General features: G+C 52.0%; 25 protein-coding genes and 1 tRNA gene. 12 read left to right on the forward strand and 14 right to left on the reverse strand.

Annotation, left to right across the window (positions count from 1 at the left end):
* Nucleotides 1-105: 105 nt before the first annotated feature.
* Complete coding sequence (tdk, locus tag QMZ30_RS16540; RefSeq protein ID WP_039334734.1) at nucleotides 106-726, reverse strand: thymidine kinase; 621 nt, start codon at nucleotides 724-726, stop codon at nucleotides 106-108.
* Between the two features lie 415 nt (nucleotides 727-1,141).
* On the opposite strand from tdk, the gene hns reads away from it, so the two are divergent.
* Nucleotides 1,142-1,549, forward strand: a complete 408-nt coding sequence (hns, locus tag QMZ30_RS16545) for a histone-like nucleoid-structuring protein H-NS (protein WP_039334602.1) — start codon at nucleotides 1,142-1,144, stop codon at nucleotides 1,547-1,549.
* Nucleotides 1,550-1,645: 96 nt separating this feature from the next.
* Here hns and QMZ30_RS16550 read toward each other — a convergent pair whose 3' ends face one another.
* The 5 genes from QMZ30_RS16550 to rssA all read right to left on the reverse strand — a co-directional run bounded on the left by QMZ30_RS16550 (nucleotide 1,646) and on the right by rssA (nucleotide 7,158).
* Nucleotides 1,646-2,653: an NAD-dependent epimerase gene (locus tag QMZ30_RS16550; protein ID WP_283228228.1), complete on the reverse strand. Its 1,008-nt coding sequence runs from the start codon at nucleotides 2,651-2,653 to the stop codon at nucleotides 1,646-1,648.
* Between the two features lie 11 nt (nucleotides 2,654-2,664).
* Nucleotides 2,665-4,008 carry a UDP-glucose dehydrogenase family protein gene (locus tag QMZ30_RS16555; protein WP_283228229.1) on the reverse strand — a complete coding sequence of 448 codons (1,344 nt, stop codon included), beginning with the start codon at nucleotides 4,006-4,008 and terminating at the stop codon, nucleotides 2,665-2,667.
* Nucleotides 4,009-4,031: 23 nt separating this feature from the next.
* A complete protein-coding gene (gene galU / locus QMZ30_RS16560) occupies nucleotides 4,032-4,940 on the reverse strand; it encodes a UTP--glucose-1-phosphate uridylyltransferase GalU (protein WP_034828817.1) in 909 nt (302 codons plus the stop codon).
* 193 nt (nucleotides 4,941-5,133) lie between these two features.
* Nucleotides 5,134-6,150: a two-component system response regulator RssB gene (gene rssB / locus QMZ30_RS16565; protein ID WP_283228230.1), complete on the reverse strand. Its 1,017-nt coding sequence runs from the start codon at nucleotides 6,148-6,150 to the stop codon at nucleotides 5,134-5,136.
* A 102-nt stretch (nucleotides 6,151-6,252) separates the two neighbouring features.
* The gene (gene rssA / locus QMZ30_RS16570; protein ID WP_039334594.1) at nucleotides 6,253-7,158 is read right to left on the reverse strand and encodes a patatin-like phospholipase RssA; all 906 of its coding nucleotides are present in this window, start codon (nucleotides 7,156-7,158) and stop codon (nucleotides 6,253-6,255) included.
* Nucleotides 7,159-7,254: 96 nt separating this feature from the next.
* Here rssA and QMZ30_RS16575 point away from each other — a divergent pair, with 96 nt between their 5' ends.
* The 4 genes from QMZ30_RS16575 to xthA all read left to right on the forward strand — a co-directional run bounded on the left by QMZ30_RS16575 (nucleotide 7,255) and on the right by xthA (nucleotide 9,819).
* Nucleotides 7,255-7,710 carry a YchJ family protein gene (locus tag QMZ30_RS16575; protein WP_283228231.1) on the forward strand — a complete coding sequence of 152 codons (456 nt, stop codon included), beginning with the start codon at nucleotides 7,255-7,257 and terminating at the stop codon, nucleotides 7,708-7,710.
* A 57-nt stretch (nucleotides 7,711-7,767) separates the two neighbouring features.
* The gene (gene purU, locus QMZ30_RS16580; RefSeq protein ID WP_039334733.1) at nucleotides 7,768-8,616 is read left to right on the forward strand and encodes a formyltetrahydrofolate deformylase; all 849 of its coding nucleotides are present in this window, start codon (nucleotides 7,768-7,770) and stop codon (nucleotides 8,614-8,616) included.
* A 144-nt stretch (nucleotides 8,617-8,760) separates the two neighbouring features.
* Nucleotides 8,761-8,845: transfer RNA gene (locus tag QMZ30_RS16585), tRNA-Tyr, on the forward strand.
* Nucleotides 8,846-9,012: 167 nt separating this feature from the next.
* Complete coding sequence (xthA, locus tag QMZ30_RS16590) at nucleotides 9,013-9,819, forward strand: exodeoxyribonuclease III (protein WP_039334589.1); 807 nt, start codon at nucleotides 9,013-9,015, stop codon at nucleotides 9,817-9,819.
* 32 nt (nucleotides 9,820-9,851) lie between these two features.
* On the opposite strand, the gene QMZ30_RS16595 is transcribed toward xthA, so the two are convergent.
* The 4 genes from QMZ30_RS16595 to QMZ30_RS16610 form a co-directional block, all read right to left on the reverse strand.
* Nucleotides 9,852-10,145, reverse strand: coding sequence for a YnjH family protein (locus QMZ30_RS16595; RefSeq protein ID WP_283228232.1), 294 nt, complete (start codon nucleotides 10,143-10,145; stop codon nucleotides 9,852-9,854).
* Nucleotides 10,145-12,067 (reverse strand): DNA topoisomerase III, encoded by a 1,923-nt coding sequence (locus QMZ30_RS16600; RefSeq protein ID WP_283228233.1) that lies wholly within the window; start codon nucleotides 12,065-12,067, stop codon nucleotides 10,145-10,147. The genes QMZ30_RS16595 and QMZ30_RS16600 overlap by 1 nt, the downstream gene beginning before the upstream one ends.
* A 22-nt stretch (nucleotides 12,068-12,089) precedes the next feature.
* A complete protein-coding gene (selD, locus tag QMZ30_RS16605; RefSeq protein ID WP_283228234.1) occupies nucleotides 12,090-13,133 on the reverse strand; it encodes a selenide, water dikinase SelD in 1,044 nt (347 codons plus the stop codon).
* Between the two features lie 153 nt (nucleotides 13,134-13,286).
* A complete protein-coding gene (locus QMZ30_RS16610; protein WP_039335485.1) occupies nucleotides 13,287-13,838 on the reverse strand; it encodes an NAD(P)H nitroreductase in 552 nt (183 codons plus the stop codon).
* 169 nt (nucleotides 13,839-14,007) lie between these two features.
* Here QMZ30_RS16610 and sppA point away from each other — a divergent pair, with 169 nt between their 5' ends.
* The 3 genes from sppA (at nucleotide 14,008) to pncA (ending at nucleotide 17,590) form a co-directional block, all read left to right on the forward strand.
* Entirely contained in the window at nucleotides 14,008-15,867 is a 1,860-nt protein-coding gene (gene sppA, locus QMZ30_RS16615) for a signal peptide peptidase SppA (RefSeq protein ID WP_283228235.1), read from the forward strand.
* Nucleotides 15,868-15,951: 84 nt separating this feature from the next.
* Nucleotides 15,952-16,965: an asparaginase gene (ansA, locus tag QMZ30_RS16620; RefSeq protein WP_283228236.1), complete on the forward strand. Its 1,014-nt coding sequence runs from the start codon at nucleotides 15,952-15,954 to the stop codon at nucleotides 16,963-16,965.
* A 16-nt stretch (nucleotides 16,966-16,981) separates the two neighbouring features.
* The gene (gene pncA / locus QMZ30_RS16625; RefSeq protein ID WP_039335479.1) at nucleotides 16,982-17,590 is read left to right on the forward strand and encodes a bifunctional nicotinamidase/pyrazinamidase; all 609 of its coding nucleotides are present in this window, start codon (nucleotides 16,982-16,984) and stop codon (nucleotides 17,588-17,590) included.
* Between the two features lie 34 nt (nucleotides 17,591-17,624).
* On the opposite strand, the gene QMZ30_RS16630 is transcribed toward pncA, so the two are convergent.
* Nucleotides 17,625-17,906, reverse strand: coding sequence for a YeaC family protein (locus QMZ30_RS16630; protein WP_283228237.1), 282 nt, complete (start codon nucleotides 17,904-17,906; stop codon nucleotides 17,625-17,627).
* 2 nt (nucleotides 17,907-17,908) lie between these two features.
* Complete coding sequence (gene msrB, locus QMZ30_RS16635; RefSeq protein ID WP_283228238.1) at nucleotides 17,909-18,319, reverse strand: peptide-methionine (R)-S-oxide reductase MsrB; 411 nt, start codon at nucleotides 18,317-18,319, stop codon at nucleotides 17,909-17,911.
* Nucleotides 18,320-18,657: 338 nt separating this feature from the next.
* On the opposite strand from msrB, the gene gapA reads away from it, so the two are divergent.
* Both gapA and QMZ30_RS16645 read left to right on the forward strand, forming a co-directional pair.
* Entirely contained in the window at nucleotides 18,658-19,656 is a 999-nt protein-coding gene (gene gapA / locus QMZ30_RS16640) for a glyceraldehyde-3-phosphate dehydrogenase (RefSeq protein ID WP_039335472.1), read from the forward strand.
* A 73-nt stretch (nucleotides 19,657-19,729) separates the two neighbouring features.
* Nucleotides 19,730-20,605 (forward strand): D-hexose-6-phosphate mutarotase, encoded by an 876-nt coding sequence (locus tag QMZ30_RS16645; protein WP_283228239.1) that lies wholly within the window; start codon nucleotides 19,730-19,732, stop codon nucleotides 20,603-20,605.
* A 23-nt stretch (nucleotides 20,606-20,628) separates the two neighbouring features.
* Here the strand turns inward: QMZ30_RS16645 and QMZ30_RS16650 are convergent, their stop codons facing one another.
* The gene (locus tag QMZ30_RS16650; protein WP_283228240.1) at nucleotides 20,629-21,477 is read right to left on the reverse strand and encodes an aldo/keto reductase; all 849 of its coding nucleotides are present in this window, start codon (nucleotides 21,475-21,477) and stop codon (nucleotides 20,629-20,631) included.
* Between the two features lie 84 nt (nucleotides 21,478-21,561).
* Nucleotides 21,562-22,311 (reverse strand): MipA/OmpV family protein, encoded by a 750-nt coding sequence (locus QMZ30_RS16655; protein WP_283228241.1) that lies wholly within the window; start codon nucleotides 22,309-22,311, stop codon nucleotides 21,562-21,564.
* A gap of 407 nt (nucleotides 22,312-22,718) precedes the next feature.
* On the opposite strand from QMZ30_RS16655, the gene yeaG reads away from it, so the two are divergent.
* The gene (yeaG, locus tag QMZ30_RS16660; protein ID WP_039335460.1) at nucleotides 22,719-24,653 is read left to right on the forward strand and encodes a protein kinase YeaG; all 1,935 of its coding nucleotides are present in this window, start codon (nucleotides 22,719-22,721) and stop codon (nucleotides 24,651-24,653) included.
* A gap of 90 nt (nucleotides 24,654-24,743) precedes the next feature.
* Entirely contained in the window at nucleotides 24,744-26,021 is a 1,278-nt protein-coding gene (locus QMZ30_RS16665) for a YeaH/YhbH family protein (RefSeq protein ID WP_039335458.1), read from the forward strand.
* Nucleotides 26,022-26,194 lie beyond the last annotated feature (173 nt).

Genomic DNA, 26,194 nt, shown 5'->3' on the forward strand with positions numbered 1-26,194 from the left:
TCTTAACCACCTCGCCAAAACCTACCAAAATATGGTGTTGGTTTATTAGCGCTGATTTAGTGGGGATCCCTCAGCGCTGCGGCGGGTTTTTTTATGCTGGCATTCTCAAACCGGAGAGGAGTGCGAGCCGTAAATGGCTTTCAACGAACCTTCATCTATCGCTTGCTTATAGTGTTTACGGCACACCGAAATATAGCGTTCGTTGCCACCAATGACCACCTGCTCACCTTCGCTGAACGGTTTTCCATTGGCATCCAGGCGCAGCACCATACTGGCTTTACGACCACAGTGGCAGATGGTTTTTAGCTCAACCAGTTTATCCGCCCACGCCAGCAAATATTGGCTTCCCACGAAGAGTTCTCCACGAAAATCGGTGCGCAGTCCATAACACAATACCGGAATATCCATATTGTCGACCACATCAGACAAGGATCTCACTTGTTCACGCGTCAGGAACTGGCTTTCATCAACCAGAACACAATGAACCGGTTGCTTCGCGTGTTCATCCGCTATTTGCTGGTCTAGTTTCGTTTGAGCGTTATATAAAAAAGCGGGAGACGAAAGACCAATACGTGAACTGACCTTACCCGCACCAAAGCGGTCATCTATCTCTGCGGTATACACTAATGTCCGCATACCACGCTCTTGGTAGTTATAGGAGGACTGTAGCAAAGCCGTTGATTTACCCGCATTCATTGCAGAGTAATAAAAATAAAGTTGAGCCATGTGCAAAATCTCATCGCATCGCAATTCAGATGTCGCGCAGTCTACCATAAACACACGATCCTGTAGCGATGCATTATTTTTATCGTTTGTTCAAATTAACGCCATTAATGACTAAGTGATTCAGCATCAGCCTTAAACCGCACGTTTTGACAAAGAACATCGCGTGCTGACATTTTATTCAACTTTATTACCGCGAAGTGTAAGGATTAGAGCATTGCACTGTTGTGAAGCAGGGAAAATCAAGGTGGTAAAAAAACAGAGAAAGTTAAATATATTTTGCAGGTCGCTTTAAAATGGCATTCCTGACTTTTACTTTACGTTTTACATTTTAATCTGGCTATTGCAGTTATTTTTTTGCCCCACTATTATGAGTCGGCAGAACAACTCCCATTTATTATATTTTGAGATTAGGACAATGAGCGAAGCACTTAAAATTCTTAATAATATCCGTACATTGCGCGCGCAAGCTCGGGAATGCTCTCTGGAAACACTGGAAGAGATGCTGGAAAAACTCGAAGTTGTGGTGAATGAGCGTCGTGAAGAAGAGACGCATGCACAGGCGGAAAATGCAGAACGTAGTCGCAAGCTGGAACAATACCGTGAAATGCTGATTGCTGATGGTATCGATCCAAACGAACTGCTGCAGGCGCTATCTGAGACCAAAGCACCAGGTAAAGCCAAGCGTGCTGCGCGTCCAGCGAAATATTCCTATGTTGATGAAAACGGTGAAAACCGTACCTGGACTGGCCAGGGCCGCACGCCAGCAGTGATTAAAAAAGCCATTGAAGAACAAGGCAAACAACTGGACGATTTCCTGCTGTAATCACACCAGAGCTTCGCATTGTGAAAGGCAATAACGCTGTTTCACTTTACACCGGGTAAGAAAAAGGAAGCCACTGGCTTCCTTTTTTATGCTGCGCTATTGCTGGTAAAAATCGCGATACCAATCCACGAAGTTTTGTACGCCAATCTCTACCCCAGTTTGCGGGCGGAAATTAATCGCCTCATACAACGGCTGCGTATCGGCACTGGTGCCAGGCACATCACCCGGTTGCATAGGCAGCATGTTTTTGTTTGCCTCAATACCCAACGCTTTCTCCAGTGATTCGATATAGGTCATCAGGCTGGTTGGCTGGCTATTTCCAATATTGTAGACGCGATAAGGTGCAGAACTTGATGCAGGAGAGCCCTCTTCTACGGTCCAGCTTTCGTCTGCCTGCGGAATAACGTTTTGCAGGCGCACAATCGCTTCGGCGATATCATCAATGTAGGTAAAGTCACGCGTCATTTGCCCGCGGTTATATACATCAATTTGCTCACCTGCCAGCATGGCACGCGTGAACTTAAATAGCGCCATATCCGGGCGGCCCCATGGACCATAAACAGTGAAGAAGCGTAATCCGGTGGTAGGTAACTGATACAAATGCGAATAGGTATGCGACATCAATTCGTTAGCTTTTTTGGTCGCCGCATACAATGAAATAGGATGGTCAACTGAGTCATCAGTTGAAAAAGGCATTTTACGATTCAGTCCATACACGGAACTGGATGACGCATAAAGCATGTGGCCGATTTTATGGTGACGACAGCCTTCCAGAATATTCAGGTGGCCAATTAAATTGGCATCTGCATAGGCGTGAGGGTTTTCAATGGAATAACGCACCCCTGCCTGGGCTCCCAAATGAATAACGCGCTCAAAGCCGTGCTGGGTAAACAGAGAAGAAATGGCCTGGCGGTCTGCCAGGTCCATTTTGCTGAAAATAAACTCAGGGTGCTGAAGGATCTGATCCAGGCGGGCCTGTTTAAGGCTGACGTCATAATAGTCATTCAGGTTGTCAATGCCGACAACCTGGTGACCGGCGGCCAGCAAACGCTGACTAACGTGAAATCCAATAAAACCTGCCGCGCCGGTGACCAGAAACTTCATACTTCCCTCATTTATTCTACGATTTGGATTGACGCTCCGCGGCCGATTGCATAATAAGTAAAGCCGCGTTTGCTGATACGTTCCGGATCATACAGGTTACGACCATCAAAAATCACGGGTTGTTTTAACGCGGTTTTGATTACGTCGAAATCTGGCGCACGGAAATTCTGCCATTCAGTACAGATAACTAAGCCATCTGCGCCCTGAAGTGCAGCTTCTTTCGTGCCCGTCAGCTTCAGATCATCACGATGACCATAGATGCGTTGGGCTTCTTCCATCGCTTCTGGGTCAAATGCCTGAATAGTCGCACCCGCTTCCCACAGCGTTTCCATCAGCACACGGCTGGAGGCTTCACGCATGTCGTCCGTATTGGGTTTGAAGGCCAGTCCCCACAGTGCAAACGTCTTGCCACGCAAATCGTCGCCAAAATGGCGCTTGATAAAGCTTGGCAGTTTGTTCTTCTGCGAGTCGTTCACATCTTCTACCGCCTGTAACAGGCGCGGCGTGTAACCAATAGACTCAGCCGTACGAATCAGCGCCTGCACGTCTTTCGGGAAGCACGAACCACCGTAGCCACAGCCAGGGTAGATGAAGTGGTAACCAATGCGTGAATCCGAACCAATCCCCTGGCGCACTTTCTCAACGTCGGCTCCCAGACGTTCTGCCAAGTTTGAGATCTCGTTCATAAAGCTGATTTTGGTGGCCAGCATGCAGTTTGCTGCGTACTTGGTCAGCTCTGCACTGCGGATATCCATCAAAATCATACGGTCGTGATTACGATTGAACGGTTCATAGAGTTCACGCAGCAACTCAACCACTTCATCGTTATCGGTACCCACGACAATACGCTCAGGACGCATACAATCGTTTACTGCAGCCCCTTCCTTGAGGAATTCAGGGTTAGAAACCACATCAAACGGGATGTTAGCATCACGTTTTTGCAGCGTTTCTGTCATCACTGCACGCACGCGATCCGCCGTACCGACAGGCACTGTGGATTTGTCGATAACCACTTTATGATCGCTCATGTGCGCGGCAATGGTGCGCGCAACTGCAGTCACATATTTCAGATCGGCAGAACCGTCTTCATCCGGCGGGGTTCCCACTGCAATAAATTGCATCACGCCGTGGTTAACACCCTCTTCTGCATTGGTGCTGAACTTCAGGCGGCCCGCTTCATAGTTAGACATCACCAGCGGCGTCAGACCCGGTTCGAAAATCGGAATATGGCCTTTTTTCAGGTTTTCGACTTTCTTTTCATCGACATCAATACAGAGAACGTCATGTCCGACTTCAGCTAACACTGCAGCCTGAACCAGACCGACATAGCCGATACCAAATACAGTGACTTTCATTGAATTATCCTGTGTTTAATGAATTACTTTTTGTTGCCTACCGCGCCTTCGAGCCATTGAGTAAAGTCTTTACCCAGCACCGGATGACGTACACCGTACTCAACAAAAGCTTGCATATAACCCAGTTTGTTACCGCAGTCATGGCTCACACCGGTCAGGTGGTAAGCTTCTACGGTCTCTTTTTCCATCAGCATGGCGATGGAGTCAGTCAACTGAACTTCGCCACCTGCGCCCGGAGGGGTTTTTGCCAACAGCGGCCAGATATCCGCTGACAGCACATAACGACCAACAACCGCAAGGTTGGAAGGTGCTTCAGACGCTTTCGGCTTCTCAACAACACCCACCATTGGCGCGCTCTGGCCTGGGGCAAGGTCGGCACCTTTGCAGTCAACCACACCGTAAGCGGTCACATCGGCTACTGGCTCAACCATGATTTGACTACGGCCGCTTTCTTCGTAACGCGCCAGCATTTCTGCCAGGTTGTCTTTAGTAGGATCGGATTCGTATTCATCAATAATGACATCCGGCAGGATGACCGCAACTGGCTCATCACCCACCAGTGGATGTGCACACATCACTGCGTGGCCCAGGCCTTTTGCAATACCCTGACGAACCTGCATGATGGTGACGTGTGGTGGGCAGATAGACTGGATTTCATCCAGCAACTGACGCTTAACGCGTTTTTCCAGCATAGATTCCAGTTCGAAGCTGGTATCAAAATGGTTTTCGATGGCGTTTTTAGATGAGTGGGTGACCAGCACAATCTCATTAATGCCCGCAGCAATACACTCATTCACGACATATTGGATCAGCGGCTTATCGACCAGCGGTAACATCTCTTTTGGAATAGCTTTGGTAGCAGGCAGCATACGCGTACCCAGACCCGCAACCGGGATTACCGCTTTTTTTACTTTAGACTTATAGGCAGACATCTAAATACCTCTCTTAATAGGCCGTTCAAGTTAATACTTGATATGTCGGTTTAAAAACGAAATGAGTATATCAGTTACTATCAGACGGATTTATCCTGGATGGAGTTAATCCGCGGAATTTAAGACTATTACCCAAGTGTAAAGCTTACCCTTGGCCCTGTCTCCAACCCGAGAAAAATATAAATCCGACCGCTTATTCTTCAGCCGAAAGCATCAGGCGGAGCCTGCCGCCCGCGCCCCAAACATGGCATTGCCAGGCATCGGCACGTTGACTGATTTGATTGAGGTGCGTGCTGCCCATAGTACCAAGCGGCACGCCATTACTGAGTTGAATCTGGTGGGTGTTGATGTGCAACGTCGCGTTGAGACCAGCAGAGACCAGAATCAGGTTTTTCAACTGACGATGGTAGTAGCCCACCAGTAGTGGGAATTGGCCACTGAGATTGGCCTGACGTAGCAGCATGTTGACCTGCCTGAGCAAGCCGTTCAGTTCTGGCAGACGTTGATTCTGTCCAGAAAGTTGTTCCTGCAGCAGTCCGTTGAACAACGCGCGCAACAGCAATGCCGCCAGTACGCCGTTATCACCCGCTCGGGTGACGTCGAGGCAGTAGAAGGCAAGATCCTTATCCGATAGCGCAGCGATATCCAGCACCAGACCCGGCTGCTCCGCCATCGTCAGTTGACGATAATTAATTCGGCAGTTGGCTATGGTTTGCTGCACCGGAGGCTGTAACTGTTTGAGCAGTTTAGACGCAGCTAACGGATCGCGGACCAGCGCGTCCCAGTCCTGGAACAACTGTTCATCTTCTTCAACTTTTGAGGTAAACATCGAAGGATAAAGGCACTCATAAACCGCCTCACGGAAACGTTCGAGGTTTTTAAGCGGTTTAAGCAACACATCCTGCACACCAAGCCGCAGCACATGCGCAATGTCGGCCATATTCTGCGTGGCGGAAATGATCAAGATAGGTACGCTATTGCCGCGACTGCGGATACGCTCAACAAACTGAATGCCGCCCATACGCGGCATTTCCAAATCACAAATGACCAGATCCACCGCCTGCGCCGACAGCAGCGTTAAGCCATCCAGGCCATCGCCGGCTTCCTGCGTACTGGCGCCCAGACCCGCCAGCATGTTGTCCAGTAATGAACGGAAAACGACCTCATCTTCGACAATGAGTATTTTTTTGCCGATTAGTGGCTTTTCCATTCTCTCCCCCTGTGTACCAGATATTTCAATAGTGGTTCATAAAACGCAGTTGCGCCTTTCAGAATTGACTGAAGTCGCAAAAGCTGTGAATGAACAACCTGATTATCTGCCACGGACCAGCGGTAATAGTTCATCCATTTTTTTCTCAACAGCGGCTTTACCTGCCGCGATGGCTTCTTCTGCACGATGAAAATCCAGTGTGGATATCTGCGGACAAAACGGTTGGATCAGGACATCCGGCGGATCCCCTGCCATACGATTACGCTTCAAACGGTTTTCCAGAATCTGGATCGAGGTTGACATGATCTCCATCGCGCCCGGTGTTTGATTGGCCCGGCGATGCGTCAATCCCAAAATTCGCTGGCGCAGCTTCTTGCCCCAACTTAACGCTTCTGCGGCGGCTTCTTCCTCACCGCTTTGTGGCGTGACCGACAACAGATCTTGCTGCATCAAATGCGCGTCATGTTGAAGGTCAACCGCGATGACAATATCTGCGCCAAGTGCGCGCGTGAGCGAAATCGGCACCGGATTTACCACCGCCCCATCCACCAGCCAGTAACCATTGTAGCTAACCGGAGGTAACAGACCTGGCATGCTGCATGACGCGCGAACCGCCTGGTGGAGATCCCCCTCCGTTAACCATAGCTCACGCCCGGTACTTAAATTTGACGCAACCACGCCAAAGGGTTTGTCGCACCCTTCAATAAATTCGTTGGGGATCAGTTGGCGAATATGGCTAAACACGCGGTCGCCGCGTAACAATCCCCCGCGCTGCCAGGAGAGATCCATTAAGCGGATGACATCCCAATAACGGAATGCACTGACCCATTTCTCCATCAGACCAAGTCGGCCATTGACGTACGCTGATCCCACTAAAGCACCGACAGAACAGCCAGCGACCACGTCAACTTCAATCCCGGCGCGCTCTAAAGCATTGATAACACCAATGTGCGCCCAGCCTTTGGCAGCACCTGAACCCAGCGCCAGCCCAATTCTTACCTTTCTCATCGCACCTCGTGATTCATCTGGTACGTAGCATCACACTCAGCAGTCGGCTACCATAGCGCACACGTTAATTTAGTTTAATCACTTACAGGAGATGACGTGTCCGAAAAGTGCCCCTGCTGCAGCGGAAAGCAGTATAGCTCATGTTGCCAACCCTTTCTGAGTGGCCATGATATCCCCGCCAGCGCTGAACAATTGATGCGGTCACGTTATACCGCCTATGTTGAGAAGAATGCCGCCTATCTGGCATCGACCTGGCACTCCAGTCAGCGCGTGGCAGACCTTGAGACGCTATTATCCGAAAGTTTTTCCAACACCGAATGGCTGGGTCTGAATGTAACCCGTTGTATTAATGGAAACCATGTTAATGAAGCCTTTGTGACCTTTTTTGCGCGATACCGCGAAAAAGAGCGGACTTCAGCCATCTATGAATGTTCACGCTTTCTTCGTGAGGATCAACGCTGGTACTATGTAGACGGTACAACGCCGGAATTAGGGCGTAACGATCGCTGTCCTTGTGGCTCCGATAAAAAATACAAAAAATGTTGTGGTTAATCTGGACAGATGCACAACGGCTTTACCATTCATCGCTTTGACAGGACTCTGATCGAGATGCAAGCGCCAAACACGCAACGAAAAGTTTTACGAACCATTTGCCCTGATGCAAAAGGCCTGATCGCTAAGATCACCAACATTTGCTACAAGCACGAACTCAACATTGTGCAGAACAACGAGTTTGTCGATCACCGTACCGGGCGCTTTTTCATGCGCACAGAGCTTGAAGGGATTTTCAACGACAACACCTTGCTGGCCGATCTCGACAGCGCGCTGCCAGCTGGCTCGGTGCGTGAACTGCAGAGCGCAGGACGCCGCCGCGTGGTGATTCTGGTCACCAAAGAAGCTCACTGCCTGGGTGATTTGCTGATGAAAAGCGCCTTTGGTGGTCTCGATATGGAGATCGCTGCGGTCATCGGTAACCATGAAACTTTGCGTTCACTGGTCGAGCGCTTCGATATTCCGTTCGTGCTGGTGAGCCACGAAGGATTAACCCGTGAAGAACACGACAATCGTATGGGTGACGAAATCGATCGTTACCAACCGGATTACGTCGTTTTAGCGAAATATATGCGTGTGCTGACGCCGGCCTTTGTGCAGCGTTACCCGAATCAGATCATCAATATTCACCACTCATTCCTGCCCGCTTTCATCGGCGCTCGTCCTTACCATCAGGCGTATGAGCGCGGCGTGAAGATCATTGGCGCAACGGCACACTATGTGAATGATAACCTTGATGAAGGTCCAATCATTATGCAGGACGTCATCAATGTCGATCACAGCTATACCGCAGAAGAGATGATGCGTGCTGGACGTGATGTTGAGAAGAACGTATTGAGCCGTGCACTGTATAAAGTGCTGGGTCAGCGCGTGTTCGTTTACGGCAACCGCACCATCATTCTTTAATCTGTGCGGCGCTGAATTGTGCAACTCTTCAGCGCCACGCGTGAAAAGTGGTCAAACGATTCATAATTTCGTGTTCAGCGCTTTACAGTCAGAGCGCATTTGGTATGATGCGCCCCGCTTTCAGGCACTTTAATTCAGGCCAGTGGCGGGATTCCCGAGCGGCCAAAGGGAGCAGACTGTAAATCTGCCGTCATCGACTTCGAAGGTTCGAATCCTTCTCCCGCCACCATTTCAGACAAACCCAAACCCAACCTAAACTCATACTTCCCCCGTTACCATTGTTCCTGCACTTTCCCTCTCGCTTCAATCGTTGCTACCTTCCGATTCAATTCATGACTTTTAAGCGAAAACTCGTTACCATCCCGGCATACTTTTGCGGATAAAAATGGCAGCGAAATGAAATTCATCTCTTTCAACATCAACGGCTTGCGCGCTCGCCCTCATCAGCTTGAAGCGCTGGTTGAGCAGCATCAGCCGGACGTTATCGGCCTGCAAGAAACCAAAGTTCATGACGACATGTTCCCGCTCGAAGATGTCAGCAAACTGGGTTACAACGTCTTTTATCACGGCCAGAAAGGCCATTACGGTGTGGCGCTGCTCACCAAGCAGCAACCTGTCTCTGTACGCCGTGGTTTTCCCGGTGATGACGAAGATTCACAACGCCGCTTAATCATGGCGGAAATCCCGAGTCCAATCGGCGACATTACCGTGATTAACGGCTATTTCCCGCAAGGTGAGAGCCGCGACCACCCGACCAAATTCCCGGCGAAAGAGAAGTTTTATCGCGATCTGCAAGATTATCTTGAGCAGCAGCTGGCCGTCGACAAACCGGTGCTGATCATGGGTGACATGAACATCAGCAGCACCGATCTGGATATTGGCATTGGCGAAGACAACCGCAAACGCTGGTTGCGCACCGGTAAATGTTCATTCCTGCCAGAAGAGCGTGAGTGGATGGATCGCCTGATGAACTGGGGCTTGGTTGATACCTGGCGTGACAAATACCCCGATACCAACGATCGCTTCTCGTGGTTCGATTACCGTTCTAAAGGATTCGATGACAACCGCGGTCTGCGTATCGATCTGCTGCTGGCCAGCCAGCCGCTGGCCTCGCGTTGCATTGAAAGTGGGATCGATTACGACATCCGCAGCATGGAAAAACCGTCGGATCACGCGCCAGTGTGGTCAACGTTTAAGCTGTGATGAAACCGCGTGGCGCTTAACGCCACGCGCTTTTATTTGATGATTTTCCAGATCAGCGGGTTGGTTCCCAGTACCTTCTCATCGCGCCCGCATTGCAACAGCACACCCTCTGCTTTCACTACTGCACCTTCCGAATAACTGCGGTTTTCATAGGTACAGCACTGCATGCAGTTGCTCTGCTGAGTGTTCTGTCCTTGCGTCCAGACTTCCGGTGGCATATCCACCACCACATCAGTATTTCCCATGCTTCTTTCCGGCTGGCGGTTGGCTTGCGCAGCCGTGCTGCACATCAACATCAGGCTCAGCACTACGAGAGCATAACGCATCACTCTGTCTCCTTGGTTTTACGCCGGGTCGATTTCGGTTTCGCTTTACGTTTTGCCGCAGGTGCCGCAATCCCTCTAAACGACTGTAATGACGGTCGCTGGCGCGCTTCGCCAATCAACCCAATCAAGGTGCTGACCAGCGGCTGCATAAACTCATCGTAGCGGCAGGCTTTCTCACTGATGCGAGTCAATGTTGATTCCCAATGCGCTGTCATGTCCGGTCGCGCCGCCATCTCAGGTAAGGCATGAATCAACGCCCTTCCCGCTTCCGTTGAATGAATATAGCGGCCTTTTTTGACCAGAAATGTTCGACGGAACAACAATTCGATAATGCCCGCGCGCGTCGCTTCCGTTCCTAAACCATCGGTCGCTCGCAGCACTTTCTTTAATTCTTTATCCTGTACGAAGCGCGCGATGCCAGTCATCGCGGATAACAGCGTGGCATCCGTGAAGGGACGCGGCGGTTGTGTCTGTTTCGCCAACACTTCACCGCGCTCACACAACAGCTCATCGCCTTTACTCACTACCGGCAGCGGCGTTCCATCATTCTCTTCATCCCGCTCTTTGCTGCCCAGCAAAGCGCGCCATCCGGCTTCAGCCAGAAAACGGGCTTTGGCGATAAACTTACCGCCGCCAATATCGAGGTCAATGACGCATTTACGGAATATCGCATCAGGGCAAAATTGCATCAGATACTGACGCGCCACTAAACCGTAAATGTTGGCTTCGTTTTCCGTCAGATTGACTTTACTGGCACGCGCCGTGGGAATGATGGCGTGGTGCGCATCGACTTTTTTATCGTCCCAGCAGCGATTTTTCTGATCGGGATTGAAGTCCGCTGGCGGCGTCAGGTTGGGTTGATGCGTCTGAATGGCGTTCAGCACCGCGTGGCGGCCCGCAAAGTGTTCATCCGGTAAATAGCGACTGTCAGAACGGGGATAGGTAATCAGCTTGTGGGTCTCATACAAACGCTGACAGCAATCCAAAACGTTCTGTGCACTCAAACCAAAGCGCTTAGCCGCCTCGATTTGCAGGCTGGAGAGTGAAAACGGCAGCGGCGCCGTATCCGACTCGCGTTTATCGTTGTAGCCAGTCACCAGCGCCGGCTTGCCATTGATACGCTCTAATACGTGATCGGCCAATGGGCGATGCAGCAGGCGGCCTTCATCATCCTGCCAGGGTTCACAGGCATCACTGGGCACCCAGGTGGCAATAAAGCGCTCATCTTTCGGCGTGACGATGTGCGCCTTCACTTCAAAATAATCTTTCGGGATAAAGTTCTCGATCTCTTCATCACGACGCACTACCAGCCCCAGCACGGGTGTCTGCACGCGCCCCACCGATAAGACACCATCGTAACCGGCATTACGCCCCAGTAGTGTCCAGGCACGCGTCATATTGATGCCGTAGAGCCAGTCCGCGCGGGCACGGGCCAGCGCAGAGACACACAGCGGGATGAACTCACGGTTTTCACGCAAACGCCCCACCGCACGCTCCACTGCTGCCGGGTTAAGATCGTTGATCAGGCAGCGTTGAACTTTCTGCCGTTTTTCCGGCGGCAACTTCAAATAATCCAGCACTTCATCCACCAGCAACTGGCCTTCACGGTCCGGGTCACCGGCGTGGACCACTTCCGTTGCCTGTTGCAGCAAGCCTTCGATCACCTTGAGCTGCTTCGCCACCGAGGGACGCGGCTGCAGGCGCCACTTTTCCGGGATGATCGGCAGATCAGCCAGATTCCAGCGGGCATAACGGCTGTCATAGCTGTCTGGCTGCGCCTGTTCAAGCAGATGACCAACACACCAGGTCACCATCTGGTCATTGCCACAGGCAATAAAACCATCACCGCGACGATGCGGTTTTGGCAGGACATCAGCAATGGCACGCGCCAGACTGGGTTTTTCGGCAATAAACAAACGCATGTGTGGCGTCGATCCTTTAACGTCAGTTCACGACTGTAATGAGTGGATGAGCATGGTCAACAGCAAACAGCGCGCCTATTGCTGTCGCCTGCACGCCAGCTAATGCAGCACAACGCTGGAAAACGCCCACCTCGCTGGGTTGCACCGCCACCAGCAGCCCACCTGAAGTTTGTGGGTCGCACAGTAATGCTCGCGTGGCCTGATCCATTGGGGAAATATGCGCACCATAGCTGGCGAAATTGCGCTCAGTACCGCCAGGCACCGCGCCTAACGCGATGTAATCATCCACGCCAGGTAACCGAGGAACCTGCGCGACCACGACTTCCGCTCGTAAGCCAGAACCCTGGCAAATTTCATTCAGGTGGCCCAGCAAACCAAACCCGGTGACGTCCGTCATGGCACTGACGCCGGCCAGTTTCGCAAACTCTGCGCCAGCGCTATTCAGCTGACACATCACCTCTGCCGCCAGCGTCTGATGTTCGGGACGCAGCAGCCCTTTTTTCTCTGCGGTGGTCAGGATACCAATGCCCAGTGGCTTGGTCAGGAACAACTGACAACCCGCCAACGCCGCGCTGTTCTTCTTCACGCGCGCCACGTCAACGATACCGGTGACAGCCAGACCAAAGATCGGTTCTGGCGCATCAATAGAGTGCCCACCCGCCAGTGCAATACCTGCCGCCTGGCACGCCGCTCGTCCACCTTCAATCACCTGTTGCGCCACCTCAGGGCTGAGGATGTTTATCGGCCATCCGAGGATCGCAATCGCCATGATCGGTTTACCGCCCATGGCATAGATATCACTGATGGCATTGGTGGCCGCGATGCGGCCAAATGTGTAGGGATCGTCAACGATAGGCATGAAAAAATCGGTGGTGCTGACCACCGCCGTACCGTTACCCAGATCGTAGACGGCGGCATCATCGCGAGTTTCGTTACCCACCAGAAGTTGCGGATCGTGAAAAGGCGTCAGCTCACTGCGCAGAATGGTTTCCAGCACCTGCGGAGATATTTTGCAGCCGCAGCCAGCCCCATGGCTGTATTGCGTCAAACGAAGCGGTTCACTCATGGCGGGTTCCTTATGCGCTTTACAGAAGGCGTTATGTTAGCCTGGCTGCCAGCCGGTGGTAAGTGTTGCGCGACCTAACCTCGATCTTTCGCACACGCGGTGTGCAATCTTTGCAACCGCGCTCACCCTGCAGCAGAAACCCGCTGTTGTCTGTCAGAAATAACTGACAAATTGTGCCGTATCGGGTGCCACCACGGTGGTGTTGGCTTTAAGCTGTGGCGTGCCGAGGTAAAGGAAACCCACAATCGCGTCTTGCTCACGGCAGCCAAAGGCTTCACGAACAGCCACATTATCGGTCCAGGGGCCGCTGCGCCAGATACCGTTAAAGCCCTGCGCTACTGCCGCCATCTGCATCGCCATCACCGCGCAGCCCGCTGACACCAACTGTTCCCAGTGCGGCACTTTGGCATGTTCTTCACAGCGCGCCACCACAGTAATGATCATCGGCGCTCTGAATGGGGCCGATGCCGCCTTTTCGATGGCTTTATCATCCTGATGAGTGTCACGCGCTGCCTGCTCCAGCAGCTTAGCGAAACGTTCACGACCCTCATTCTCAACAATGATGAAACGCCAGGGCTGCAGTGTGCCGTGATCTGGCGCGCGTAATCCTGCATGCAAAATGTTTTGCAGCGCCTCACCTGCGGGTGCCGGTTCTGCAAGGCGTGATGCTGAACGACGGTTAACTAATAAATCCAATGCATCCATGATTATTCTCCCGTGAATAAAAAGCGTCGGCTAATCCTGGCACAGCGCTATCTTTTGTAACAGTCTGGCGCGATTTCCTGCTGACATTTCGCACGCCGCTCTTTAGGATGAAGCCAACATCGGGGCAGAGCGCGTGGCGACTGCCCTGTTACGTGAATATGGAGAGTTTATGCGCACATTGTGGCGAATTATTGCCGGTCTGTTCCGCTGGAGCTGGCGGGTGTTAAATTTCATTCGGGAATTTATTCTTAATTTATTCCTTATTGTTCTGATTCTGGCTGGCGTTGGCATCTGGTTACAGCTTTCCAGCGCCAGCAGCAGTGAGCCCGTGCAACAAGGTGCGCTGAAAGTTGATTTAAGCGGTGTACTGGTGGATAAGCCTTCCGTCAGCAATCGCCTGAGCCGCATCAGTCGTCAGCTGTTGGGTGCCAGCAGCGACCGCTTACAGGAAAACTCGTTGTTCGATGTGGTAGACGCGATTCGCCAAGCGAAAACCGACAAGAACATTACCGGCATAGTGCTGGATTTGCGTGACTTCGCTGGGGGCGATCAACCGTCGCTGCAGTATGTGGGCAAAGCACTGCGTGAATTCCGCGATGCGGGCAAACCCATATATGCGATTGGTGACAGCTACAGCCAGGCGCAATATTACATCGCCAGCTATGCAACCAAAATCTACCTGTCACCGCAAGGTACCGTTGATCTGCACGGCTTCGCCACCAACGGCCTCTATTACAAATCCTTGCTGGAGAAGTTAAAGGTCAACTCACATGTCTTCCGCGTCGGGACCTATAAATCCGCTGTTGAGCCCTTCCTGCGTGATGATATGTCACCCGAAGCCCGTGATGCCGATGGTCGTTGGATAGGTCAGCTGTGGCAGAACTACCTGAACACCGTTGCCGCTAACCGCCAGATCACGCCAGACCAACTCTTCCCAGGCGCGGCAGGCATCATTAGTGGTTTGCAGGCTGTCGATGGCGATACCGCCAAGTATGCGCTGAACAATAAGCTGGTGGATGTGCTGGATAGCCGTGCTGCCGCTGACCAGGAGTTGGTAAAAACCTTCGGTTGGGATAAGGCCAATAACGATTATCGCAACGTCAGCATTTATGATTACACCGTGAAACAACCGCAGCAGGATCAGGATGGCAATATTGCCGTGATCTTCGCCAGCGGCGCCATCATGGATGGAGAAGAGACGGCGGGCAACGTGGGCGGCGATACCACCGCGTCACAGATTCGTGATGCACGCCTCGATCCGAAAATCAAAGCCATTGTACTGCGCGTGAACAGCCCAGGCGGCAGCGTTTCCGCCTCAGAAGCCATTCGTGAAGAGCTCGCCGCCGCGCATGATGCCGGCAAACCGGTGGTGGTTTCCATGGGCGGTATGGCGGCTTCAGGCGGCTATTGGATCTCAACGCCAGCGGATTACATCGTGGCAGCACCGAGCACGCTCACCGGATCGATCGGCATTTTCGGGGTGATCAACACCGTCGAGAACAGCCTGAGCAGCATTGGTGTGCACACCGACGGCGTCGCCACTTCCCCGCTGGCTGACGTGGCGACCACCAAAGCCTTGCCGACTGAAGTGCAGCAATTGATGCAACTGACCATTGAGAACGGTTATCGCAACTTTGTTGGCCTGGTGGCGACATCGCGCCATAAGACACCTGAGCAGATCAATGCTATCGCGCAAGGTCACGTCTGGACAGGTAGCGATGCGAAAGCCAATGGCTTAGTCGATGCACTGGGTGATTTTGACGACGCCGTGGCGAAAGCTGCCGAGTTGGCAAAAGTCGCTAAGCCACAACTGAGCTGGTATCAGGATGATCCAGGCATGATCGATTTGCTGCTCAATCAGATGAACGCGTCGGCTCAAGCCATGCTGCCTGCTGCACTTAAAGTGTGGCTGCCTGCGCCAATGCTGGATGTGATGAGCGCAGTGAAAGATCAGCCAGGCTTGATGAATAACCTTAACGATCCACAAAATCGTTACGCGTTCTGCCTGAACTGCGGCAACGTACGTTAATCTTTACAGCCCGGCCGCTGGTCGGGCTGCTTTTCGCTGTTAATCCCCTTATACTGCGCGTTTTACGGCAAGTCTGAGTTCCTCATGCAAAAGAAAAACATCTACGTAGCCTACACGGGCGGTACCATCGGTATGCAACGCTCTGCTCAGGGCTACATTCCGGTTTCCGGCCATCTGCAGCAGCAACTGGCGAACATGCCAGAGTTCCATCGGCCTGAGATGCCGAATTTTACCATCCACGAATATCATCCTTTGATGGACTCGTCAGACATGACGCCAGCGGATTGGCAATCGATTGCTGACGACATCAAGCAGAACTATGACCAGTATGATGGCTTCGTGATCCTGCATGGCACCGACACTATGGCGTTTACCGCCTCGGCGTTATCGTTCATGCTGGAAAACCTGTCCAAACCCGTCATTGTTACCGGTTCACAGATTCCATTGGCTGAGCTGCGCTCAGATGGCCAACAGAACCTGCTCAATTCGTTGTATGTCGCGGCGAATTATCCCATTAGTGAAGTCGCGCTGTTCTTTAACAACACGCTGTTCCGCGGCAACCGAACCACCAAAGCCCACGCCGATGGCTTTAATGCGTTTGCTTCACCTAACCTGTCACCGCTACTGGAAGCCGGTATTCACATTCGCAAGCTGAATACCCCTGCGGCACCGCAAGGCAAAGGCGACCTGATCGTGCATCCCATTACGCCGCAACCCATCGGTGTGGTCACTATTTATCCGGGCATCTCCGCGGATGTGGTGCGCAATTTCCTGCGCCAGCCGGTGAAAGCATTGATTCTTCGCTCCTATGGCGTGGGGAATGCGCCGCAAAACGCCGAGTTTTTAGCTGAGCTTCATCAGGCCAGCGATCGCGGCATTGTGGTAGTGAACCTCACGCAGTGCATGTCGGGCAAAGTGAATATGGGCGGCTATGCCACCGGTAACGCCCTTGAGCATGCAGGCGTTATTAGTGGTTTTGACCTCACCGTTGAGGCTACGTTAACAAAACTGCACTTTTTGTTGAGCCAAAATCTCACCAGCGCTGAAATTCGTGCCAAAATGCAACAGAATTTACGCGGCGAATTGACCGACGACTGATACGGAGCGAGATGTAATGAAGCGGGCATTGATAATCATCGATATTCAGAACGATTTTTGCCCCGGCGGCCCTATGGCGGTGCGTGAAGGTGATCAAACGGTTGCCGTTGCCAATCGTTACGCACGTGAATTCCGTGATCGGGGTGAATGCGTTGTGGCATTACAGGACTGGCACCCAGCCAATCATGGCAGCTTCGCCTCAGTATCAGGCGAACCGGTTTACACCTTGGGTGAATTAAACGGTCTGGCACAGATCTGGTGGCCCGATCATGGGGTTGAAAACTCGGTCGGTGCCGATTTTCATCCCGATCTTGACCGTAGCCTGATTGACGCGGTGTTCCACAAAGGCGGTGACGTCGAGGTGGACAGTTACAGCGCATTCTTTGACAACGGCCATCGCCGTAAAACTGAGCTGGACAGCTGGCTACGTGAACGGAACATCAGCGACCTGGTGGTGCTGGGTCTTGCCACCGATTACTGCGTGAAGTACAGCGTGCTGGATGCGCTGGAATTGGGCTACAACGTTGAAGTGGTCAAAGAGGGTTGCCGTGGGGTGAACCTCAATCCCGATGACAGTGAAATTGCCATCGCCCAAATGGAAGCACAGGGTGCGGTAATAATCTGAAAAATGGGCTGGTGAAAACCAGCCCATTTGCCTGTCAGTGCAGGTTGATGCGTGTCACATCCGGTTCAATGCCGAAATCTTCCTTCAACTGCTTTTTCGACTTCATCACCATTTCACCACCCTTGCCGATGGTCATATGTTGTGGATCGTCGTTATGACGCGCCTGCCACAGCATCACCAGCTGCAGACAGTTTTCACGCTGTTCCGGCGTTAACGCCACACCATCCGGCCATTTGCCGGTTTCCACGGCACTGGCCAAACGCTCGTACACTTCCGGCGTCATCGCTGCCAGCATCGCTTCCAGTTCTTGTTTCATGCTCAGCCCTCTTGCTGATTGCCCTGCTCATCGCTGAAGCTTAGCGATGCGGAGTTAACGCAATAGCGCTCACCGGTAGGCTGTGGGCCATCCGGGAAGACGTGGCCGAGATGCGCATCGCAATTGCCACAACGAATTTCCACACGGTGCATGCCATGCGAATCATCTTCCAGATAACGGATAGCCTCATCGCTGTAAGGCTGATAAAAGCTTGGCCAGCCACAGCCTGAATCGTATTTGGAGTCGGAGAGAAACAGAGGTGAATTGCACACTAAGCAGTGGTAAATGCCTTCCTGCTTGTTATGCAGCAGTGCGCCACTGAAAGGCGGTTCCGTGCCGCGATGCTGAGTGACATAACGCTGCATCTCTGAAAGCTGCGCGATTTTTGCCTCGGGTGCGGTGTCTTTAGCCATTTTGAGTTCCGGAGTGTCATTCTGTAAAAATCGACTAGTATTCTAACAAACGAACAACATCTTCATGGTCTTTTTTCGTGCGAACCCATTCGACACGACTGCCACAGCGCAAAATTGTGACGTCGATCACCCTTTGCAAAAGTCATCCCTTTTCGGTCGGTATTCGGCGTAACATAGGCGCGCAATAAGGGTGCTGCGTAAGCGATTGCGCAACGAATTATTCCTGGCGTTGGAATTGACCTGTCGCAACAATTGACACGATTCCGCTTGACGCCTGGTAAGGTTTTTGTAATTTTACAGCCAACCTTTTATTCACTAACAAATAGCTGGTGGAATATATGACTATCAAAGTAGGTATCAACGGTTTTGGCCGTATCGGTCGCATCGTTTTCCGTGCTGCACAGCAGCGTTCTGACATCGAAATCGTTGCAATCAACGACCTGCTCGACGCGGATTACATGGCTTATATGCTGAAATATGACTCTACGCACGGTCGTTTCGACGGCACCGTAGAAGTTAAAGACGGCGCGCTGATTGTTAACGGCAAGAAAATCCGTGTTACCGCTGAGAAAGACCCGGCTAACCTGAAATGGGATGAAGTGGGTGTTGACGTTGTTGCTGAAGCAACCGGTATCTTCCTGACCGACGAAACCGCTCGTAAACACATTCAGGCTGGCGCGAAGAAAGTTGTTCTGACTGGTCCATCTAAAGATGCGACCCCAATGTTTGTTCGCGGTGCAAACTTCGACAAATACCAAGGTCAGGATATCGTTTCTAACGCATCCTGCACCACTAACTGCCTGGCTCCACTGGCTAAAGTTATCAACGATCACTTCGGTATCGTTGAAGGCCTGATGACCACCGTTCACGCAACTACCGCAACGCAGAAAACTGTTGATGGCCCGTCTCACAAAGACTGGCGCGGCGGCCGTGGCGCAGCTCAGAACATCATCCCTTCATCTACCGGTGCTGCGAAAGCAGTTGGCGTGGTTCTGCCAGAGCTGAACGGTAAACTGACGGGTATGGCGTTCCGTGTTCCTACCCCGAACGTGTCTGTTGTTGACCTGACTGTTCGTCTGGAAAAACCAGCAACTTACAAAGAAATCTGTGCCGTTATCAAAGCCGAATCTGAAGGCAAGATGAAAGGCGTTCTGGGTTACATCGAAGACGACGTCGTCTCTACCGACTTCAACGGCGAAACCCTGACTTCAGTATTCGATGCTAAAGCTGGTATCGCACTGAACGACAACTTCGTGAAACTGGTTTCATGGTACGACAACGAAACTGGTTACTCACACAAAGTTCTGGATCTGATTGCACTGGTTGCTGCTAAGTAAGCAACTGGCGAAAAGACAAGGGGTGACTTCGGTCGCCCCTTTTTTTTCATTTGGAAGAAGAGAAGGTCTGACGATGCAAGATAAAATTTATGCTTTGCCGGTGGTGAATCAGATCACCCCTTACCTGTCACAGCGCCAACTGGGGGATCTGCCGATAGTGGTGATCAGCCATCCTAAGGTGCGTGCCGCCATCGCACTGCAAGGCGCTCATCTGCTCTCCTGGCAACCGAGTGGGCAGCAACCGGTTATCTGGCTCAGTGAGAAGACGCCCTTCACTACGGGCAAGGCAATTCGCGGTGGCGTACCTGTCTGCTGGCCGTGGTTTGGCCCGGCTGGCGAGCCGGCGCATGGCTTTGCACGTAATCAACCATGGACGCTCACCGCGCACGATGAAAACGAAGATGCGGTGATGTTGACCTTCACGCTGGAGAGTAATGCCCAAACTAAAAAGCTCTGGCCACACGACTTCACCCTGCTCGCCCGCTTCCGTATCGCCGAACATTGCGAAATCGAGCTTGAAGCCTGGGGCGACTATGAAGCCACTGCCGCGCTGCATACCTACTTCCAGATTGCCGATATCGCGCAGGTTGAAGTGAGTGGCTTGGGCAACAGCTACGTTGATAAAGTGAACGCGAATGCCGTGGGCCATTCCGATGATGGTAAACAAACCTATCCCGACCGCGTGGATCGTATTCACACCGCTGCAGAAGATTGCAGCGTGATCCACGATAAAGGCGGCAAGCGTCAAATCGAAGTGTATCATCACTATCAAAGTGACGTTGTCACCTGGAATCCGGGCCCGGAACTGTCATGCAGCATGGCGGATATGCCGAACGAAGGCTACAAAACCATGGTTTGCGTGGAGACAGCGCGCATTAATAAGCCGATGAAAAGCGCCGGTGAATCCCCTGCACGTCTCGGTACCACGCTGCGCGTGCGTAACAAATAACTCTGTGCGGCGCGCTCGCGCCGCTACACCACATCCAATCCGGTCTTGTGCTGCGGTGCCGGAAACGCCCGGTCGATAATCGTCAACTCCTCTGCCGTTAACGTAACGTACAGGGCGGCGGCATTTTCCTTCACATGCTTGATGCTGCTGGCTTTAGGAATCGCGATAATACCCTGGTCGCGAATAACCCATGCCAACAGCAGTTGCGCCACACTGATGCCCTTCTGTTGTGCAATCTGCTGGAGATGCGGCTCATCAAACAGGGACTGGCGTAAGCGTCCCGCTTGTGCCAGCGGGCAATAGGCCATAATCGGCACGCTACGCTGCTGACAAGTTGGCAGCAGATCATATTCAATGCCACGAGATGCCAGATGATAAAGCACCTGATTGGTTAAGCAGCCCTCTCCGCCCGCTTCACCCCACAACTCTTGCATATCTTCGGTATCGAAGTTCGACACGCCCCAATGGCGAATTTTACCCTGCTGTTGCAACGTCTCCATGGCGCGCACCGTCTCTTCCAGCGGCACATTGCCGCGCCAGTGCAGCAGGTAGAGATCAAGGTAATCGGTCTGCAAGCGCCGCAAACTGCGTTCACAGGCCTCAATGGCATCGATTTCACCTGCGTTCCACGGATAGACCTTTGACACCAACCAGGCTTGCTCGCGGCGCCCGCGCAATGCCTCACCCACAACCTCCTCTGCGCCGCCTTCTGCGTACATCTCGGCGGTATCAATCAGTTTGAGGCCAAGCTCCAAACCCGCCTGCAGTGCGCCGACTTCGGCATTGCGTTGCGCAGCATTTTCGCCCATGTACCAGGTGCCTTGTCCAATAGCAGGTAAAGGTGATTCATCACGAAACTGAATGGTTTTCATTACGCCTCCGGTTGCGCCATTTGTGGGCACTGTATTGGTGCAATGTAAAAAAAACGCCTCTTGGCGAGGCGTTTATTCAAATCATCAGAAGCTGTAGCTAATACCGGTCCAGACCGTGAACTGCCCGCTCTTATCGACCATTGGGCTGTCTTTGATTTCACTGTCAAAACGGGTATAACGCCCAGAGAAACTGGCGTTCCAGCTATCACTGATCTGATAGCTGGCATTCATTTCAACATAAGGCGACCAGCTGTCGTCCGGCTGATACTGCGCGATGCCCGTTCTGGCGCTCTCATGCGATGAAACACCATAGTAATAACGGTTCTGATTGGCGCTGTTCCACATCGCACCGATACCCGGCGTCAGGCTGAATGCGCCAAAATCGAAGCGATACAGATAGGTAAGATCCCAGATCATGCCGTTGCTGTTGTTCAGCACATCGCCGAGCAGTACGGTGCGCACGATGCCCCAGTCAGCAACATGACGATAACTGGCGCCCGCCATCAGGGTCATGCGGCGCTTGTCCAGCGCTTTCATATCGCCCAGATCGTTGTCTTTTGGATCATACTGCTGCGGTGAGCCCAGCACTGTTAGAGACAGCTGGTTCTGCGGGTCTTTCCACAGGTAGTAACCGCCTTGCAGACTGCGGAACCAGAAGTTTTCGCCCTCATAGTTGATGACAGGAATCGGCAGATAACGGTCCTGTCCACCACGGTATGGCGATTGGGCATAAATAACCGAGGCACCAAGAGATAAGGGTTCTGCATGAGTGCTGAACGCCGCAAAATAACAAGGAACAGCGAGAGCAAGCGCTTTAAGTTTGAAATGGTTCACAATTTATTCAGTCCATAAATATAACAATCACACGCAGAGTCTAACCAATTTTTTGCTTTGGGTTAATGTTAAATCAGGGATGTTTATCACCCCAGCGGAATTGTCTGAGGCATTTCATCAGCCAGCACGTACCAACGGATTGCCTTAGCGCTTATGAGACTTTGTTATTGATATATCGCTAAATAAGGTGAAAAGTGGCTGCAGGTTTTCTGAATGCCTTCTACAGTTAAAAGTAAGACGAGACTTTTAGTTCGAGCAGAGTAACCATAAGAATTGTGTATCCCGATAAAAAAACGTCAGGTTGGCATAAGGGTTGCTGTACTCAATAAAGAATATCTTCCGGGAGCTGCAAACGTATCTAATTTCGCTCCTTTACCTGTGCTAAAAACGAAAGGACGGGCATCGCTATGAATATATTCGATCACTATCGTCAGCGCTATGAAGCTGCCAAGGACGAAGAGTTCACACTGCAGGAGTTCCTTGCTGTCTGTAAGCAGGATCGCAGTGCATACGCCAACGCTGCAGAACGACTATTGATGGCTATCGGTGAGCCAGTAATGGTTGATACGGCGCAAGAGCCACGCCTTTCCAGAATCTTCTCTAACCGCGTCATGGGGCGCTATCCCGCCTTCGAAGAGTTTTACGGTATGGAGGAAGCGATTGAACAGATCGTCTCTTACCTGAAACATGCTGCGCAAGGCCTGGAAGAGAAGAAACAAATCCTCTATTTACTGGGACCGGTCGGTGGCGGTAAGTCTTCCCTCGCCGAGCGCTTGAAAGCGTTAATGCAGCGCGTTCCGATTTACGTGCTGAGTGCCGAAGGCGAACGTAGCCCGGTGAATGACCATCCACTTTGCCTGTTCAACCCGCAGGAAGATGCCAATATTCTGGAAAAAGAGTATGGCGTACCGCGGCGTTACCTGGGCACCATTATGTCTCCGTGGGCGGCGAAACGCCTGCATGACTTTGGTGGCGATATCACCCGTTTTAAAGTAGTGAAGGTCTGGCCTTCTATTCTGGAACAGGTCGCCATTGCCAAAACGGAACCGGGTGATGAGAACAACCAGGATATCTCTGCGCTGGTCGGTAAAGTCGACATTCGCAAACTGGAAAACCACGCGCAAAACGATCCGGATGCTTACGGCTACTCTGGCGCACTGTGCCGGGCAAACCAAGGCATCATGGAATTTGTTGAGATGTTCAAAGCACCGATTAAAGTGCTGCATCCGCTGCTGACCGCCACTCAGGAAGGTAACTATAACGGTACTGAGGGCATCTCTGCCCTGCCGTTTAATGGCATCATCCTGGCGCACTCCAACGAATCTGAGTGGGTGACGTTCCGCAATAATAAGAACAACGAAGCCTTCCTTGACCGCGTATACATCGTCAAAGTGCCGTACTGCTTGCGTGTGTCGGAAGAGATCAAAATTTACGACAAGCTGCTTAATCACAGTGAGTTGACCACCGCACCTTGCGCCCCAGGCACACTGGAAACTCTGGCACGTTTCTCGATCCTGTCTCGCCTGAAAGATCCGGAAAACTCCAGCATCTATTCCAAAATGCGCGTATATGACGGTGAGAGCCTGAAAGATACCGATCCGAAAGCGAAATCCTGGCAGGAATATCATGACTACGCGGGTGTAGATGAAGGCATGAACGGTCTATCGACCCGTTTTGCCTTTAAGATTCTGTCGCGCGTCTTTAACTTTGACCACGCTGAAGTGGCCGCCAACCCGGTACACCTGTTCTACGTGCTGGAGCAACAGATTGAGCGTGAGCAGTTCCCGCAGGATCTGGCTGAGAAGTACCTTGAGCACCTGAAAGGCTATCTGATCCCGAAATATGCCGAGTTTATTGGTAAAGAGATTCAGACGGCTTATCTGGAATCTTACTCCGAATATGGTCAGAACATCTTTGACCGCTATGTCACCTACGCTGATTTCTGGATTCAGGATCAAGAGTATCGCGATCCCGATACCGGACAGCTATTTGACCGCGAATCACTGAACGCCGAGCTGGAAAAGATTGAGAAACCTGCCGGGATCAGTAACCCGAAAGATTTCCGTAACGAGATCGTCAACTTTGTGCTGCGTGCTCGCGCGCAGAATAGTGGACGTAATCCTAACTGGACCAGTTACGAAAAACTGCGCACGGTCATTGAGAAGAAAATGTTCTCAAACACCGAAGAGCTGTTGCCGGTGATTTCGTTCAATACCAAGACCTCAACGGACGAACAGAAAAAACACGATGATTTTGTCGACCGCATGATGGAGAAAGGCTATACCCGCAAGCAGGTGCGCCTGCTGTGTGAATGGTATCTGCGCGTGCGTAAATCGTCATAATCGTTACCTGTAAGCTATGCGGCGCTGCGGCGCCGTAACAGGAGGCCGGAATATTCCGGCCTGGCTTGCGCTGTAGTTTGGGGGAGTTTTATGGCCTATTTCATCGATCGGCGTCTGAACGGTAAAAACAAAAGCGCCGTCAATCGGCAGCGCTTTCTGCGCCGTTACAAGTCGCAAATCAAGCAGTCGATCTCCGAGGCCATCAACAAGCGTTCGGTCACCGACGTGGAGAGCGGCGAATCGGTCTCGATTCCTATTGATGACATCAATGAGCCGATTTTCCACCAGGGGCGCGGCGGCAGTCGCCATCGTGTTCACCCTGGGAACGACCATTTTGTGCAGAATGACCGCATTGAACGTCCGCAAGGTGGCGGTGGCGGCGGAGGCAGTGGTCAAGGCAATGCCAGCCAGGACGGTGAAGGCCAGGATGAATTCGTCTTCCAGATTTCAAAAGATGAATATCTTGACCTGCTGTTTGAGGACCTGGCCCTGCCTAACCTGAAAAAAAATCAGCATCGGCAGTTGAATGAATACAAGACACATCGTGCTGGCTTCACCTCGAATGGGGTACCCGCCAACATCAGTGTGGTCCGCTCACTGCAAAACTCACTGGCACGCCGCACGGCGATGACCGCTGGTAAGCGTCGTATGCTGCATGAGCTGGAAGCCACCCTGACTGAAGTAGAAAACAGTGAGCCGGCGCAATTGCTGGAAGAAGAGCGCCTGCGTAAAGAGATTGCCGAGTTACGTGCGCGTATTGAGCGTGTGCCCTTTATTGACACTTTCGATCTGCGCTACAAAAACTTTGAAAAACGGCCGGAACCCTCCAGCCAGGCAGTCATGTTCTGCCTGATGGACGTGTCCGGGTCGATGGACCAGGCCACCAAAGACATGGCCAAGCGTTTTTATATTCTGCTCTATCTGTTCCTGAGCCGGACCTATAAAAATGTCGAGGTGGTTTACATCCGTCACCACACGCAGGCGAAAGAAGTGGATGAGCAGGAGTTCTTCTACTCGCAGGAAACCGGCGGCACCATCGTGTCCAGTGCGCTGAAGCTGATGGATGAGGTGGTGAAAGAGCGCTATGACCCAGCACAGTGGAATATTTACGCGGCGCAGGCGTCGGATGGCGATAACTGGGCGGACGATTCTCCCCTGTGCCACGAGATTCTCGCCAAGCATATTTTGCCGGTAGTACGTTATTACAGCTATATCGAAATCACCCGCCGTGCGCATCAAACGCTATGGCGTGAGTATGAACATCTGCAGGCGATGTTCGATAACTTCGCGATTCAGCACATCCGTGAGCCCGAAGACATCTATCCGGTATTTAGAGAACTTTTCCACAAACAGGTTGCTGAAGCCTGATATCCCAGCCGGTCACTGACCGGCTTTTTCTTTTCCGCTCCCCCTCTCATTTACCTGAAACTCCCGCTGATTTTTCACACAAACTTAACCATCTATGGGATAGTGCTCGGTAGATTGAAAAAATGTTGAATTAAGCGCTGACAAGCTATTGATAAGGCATTATCTTTTCAGCT

This window comes from Pantoea sp. EA-12, assembly GCF_030053355.1.
GTDB lineage: Bacteria > Pseudomonadota > Gammaproteobacteria > Enterobacterales > Enterobacteriaceae > Pantoea > Pantoea vagans_C.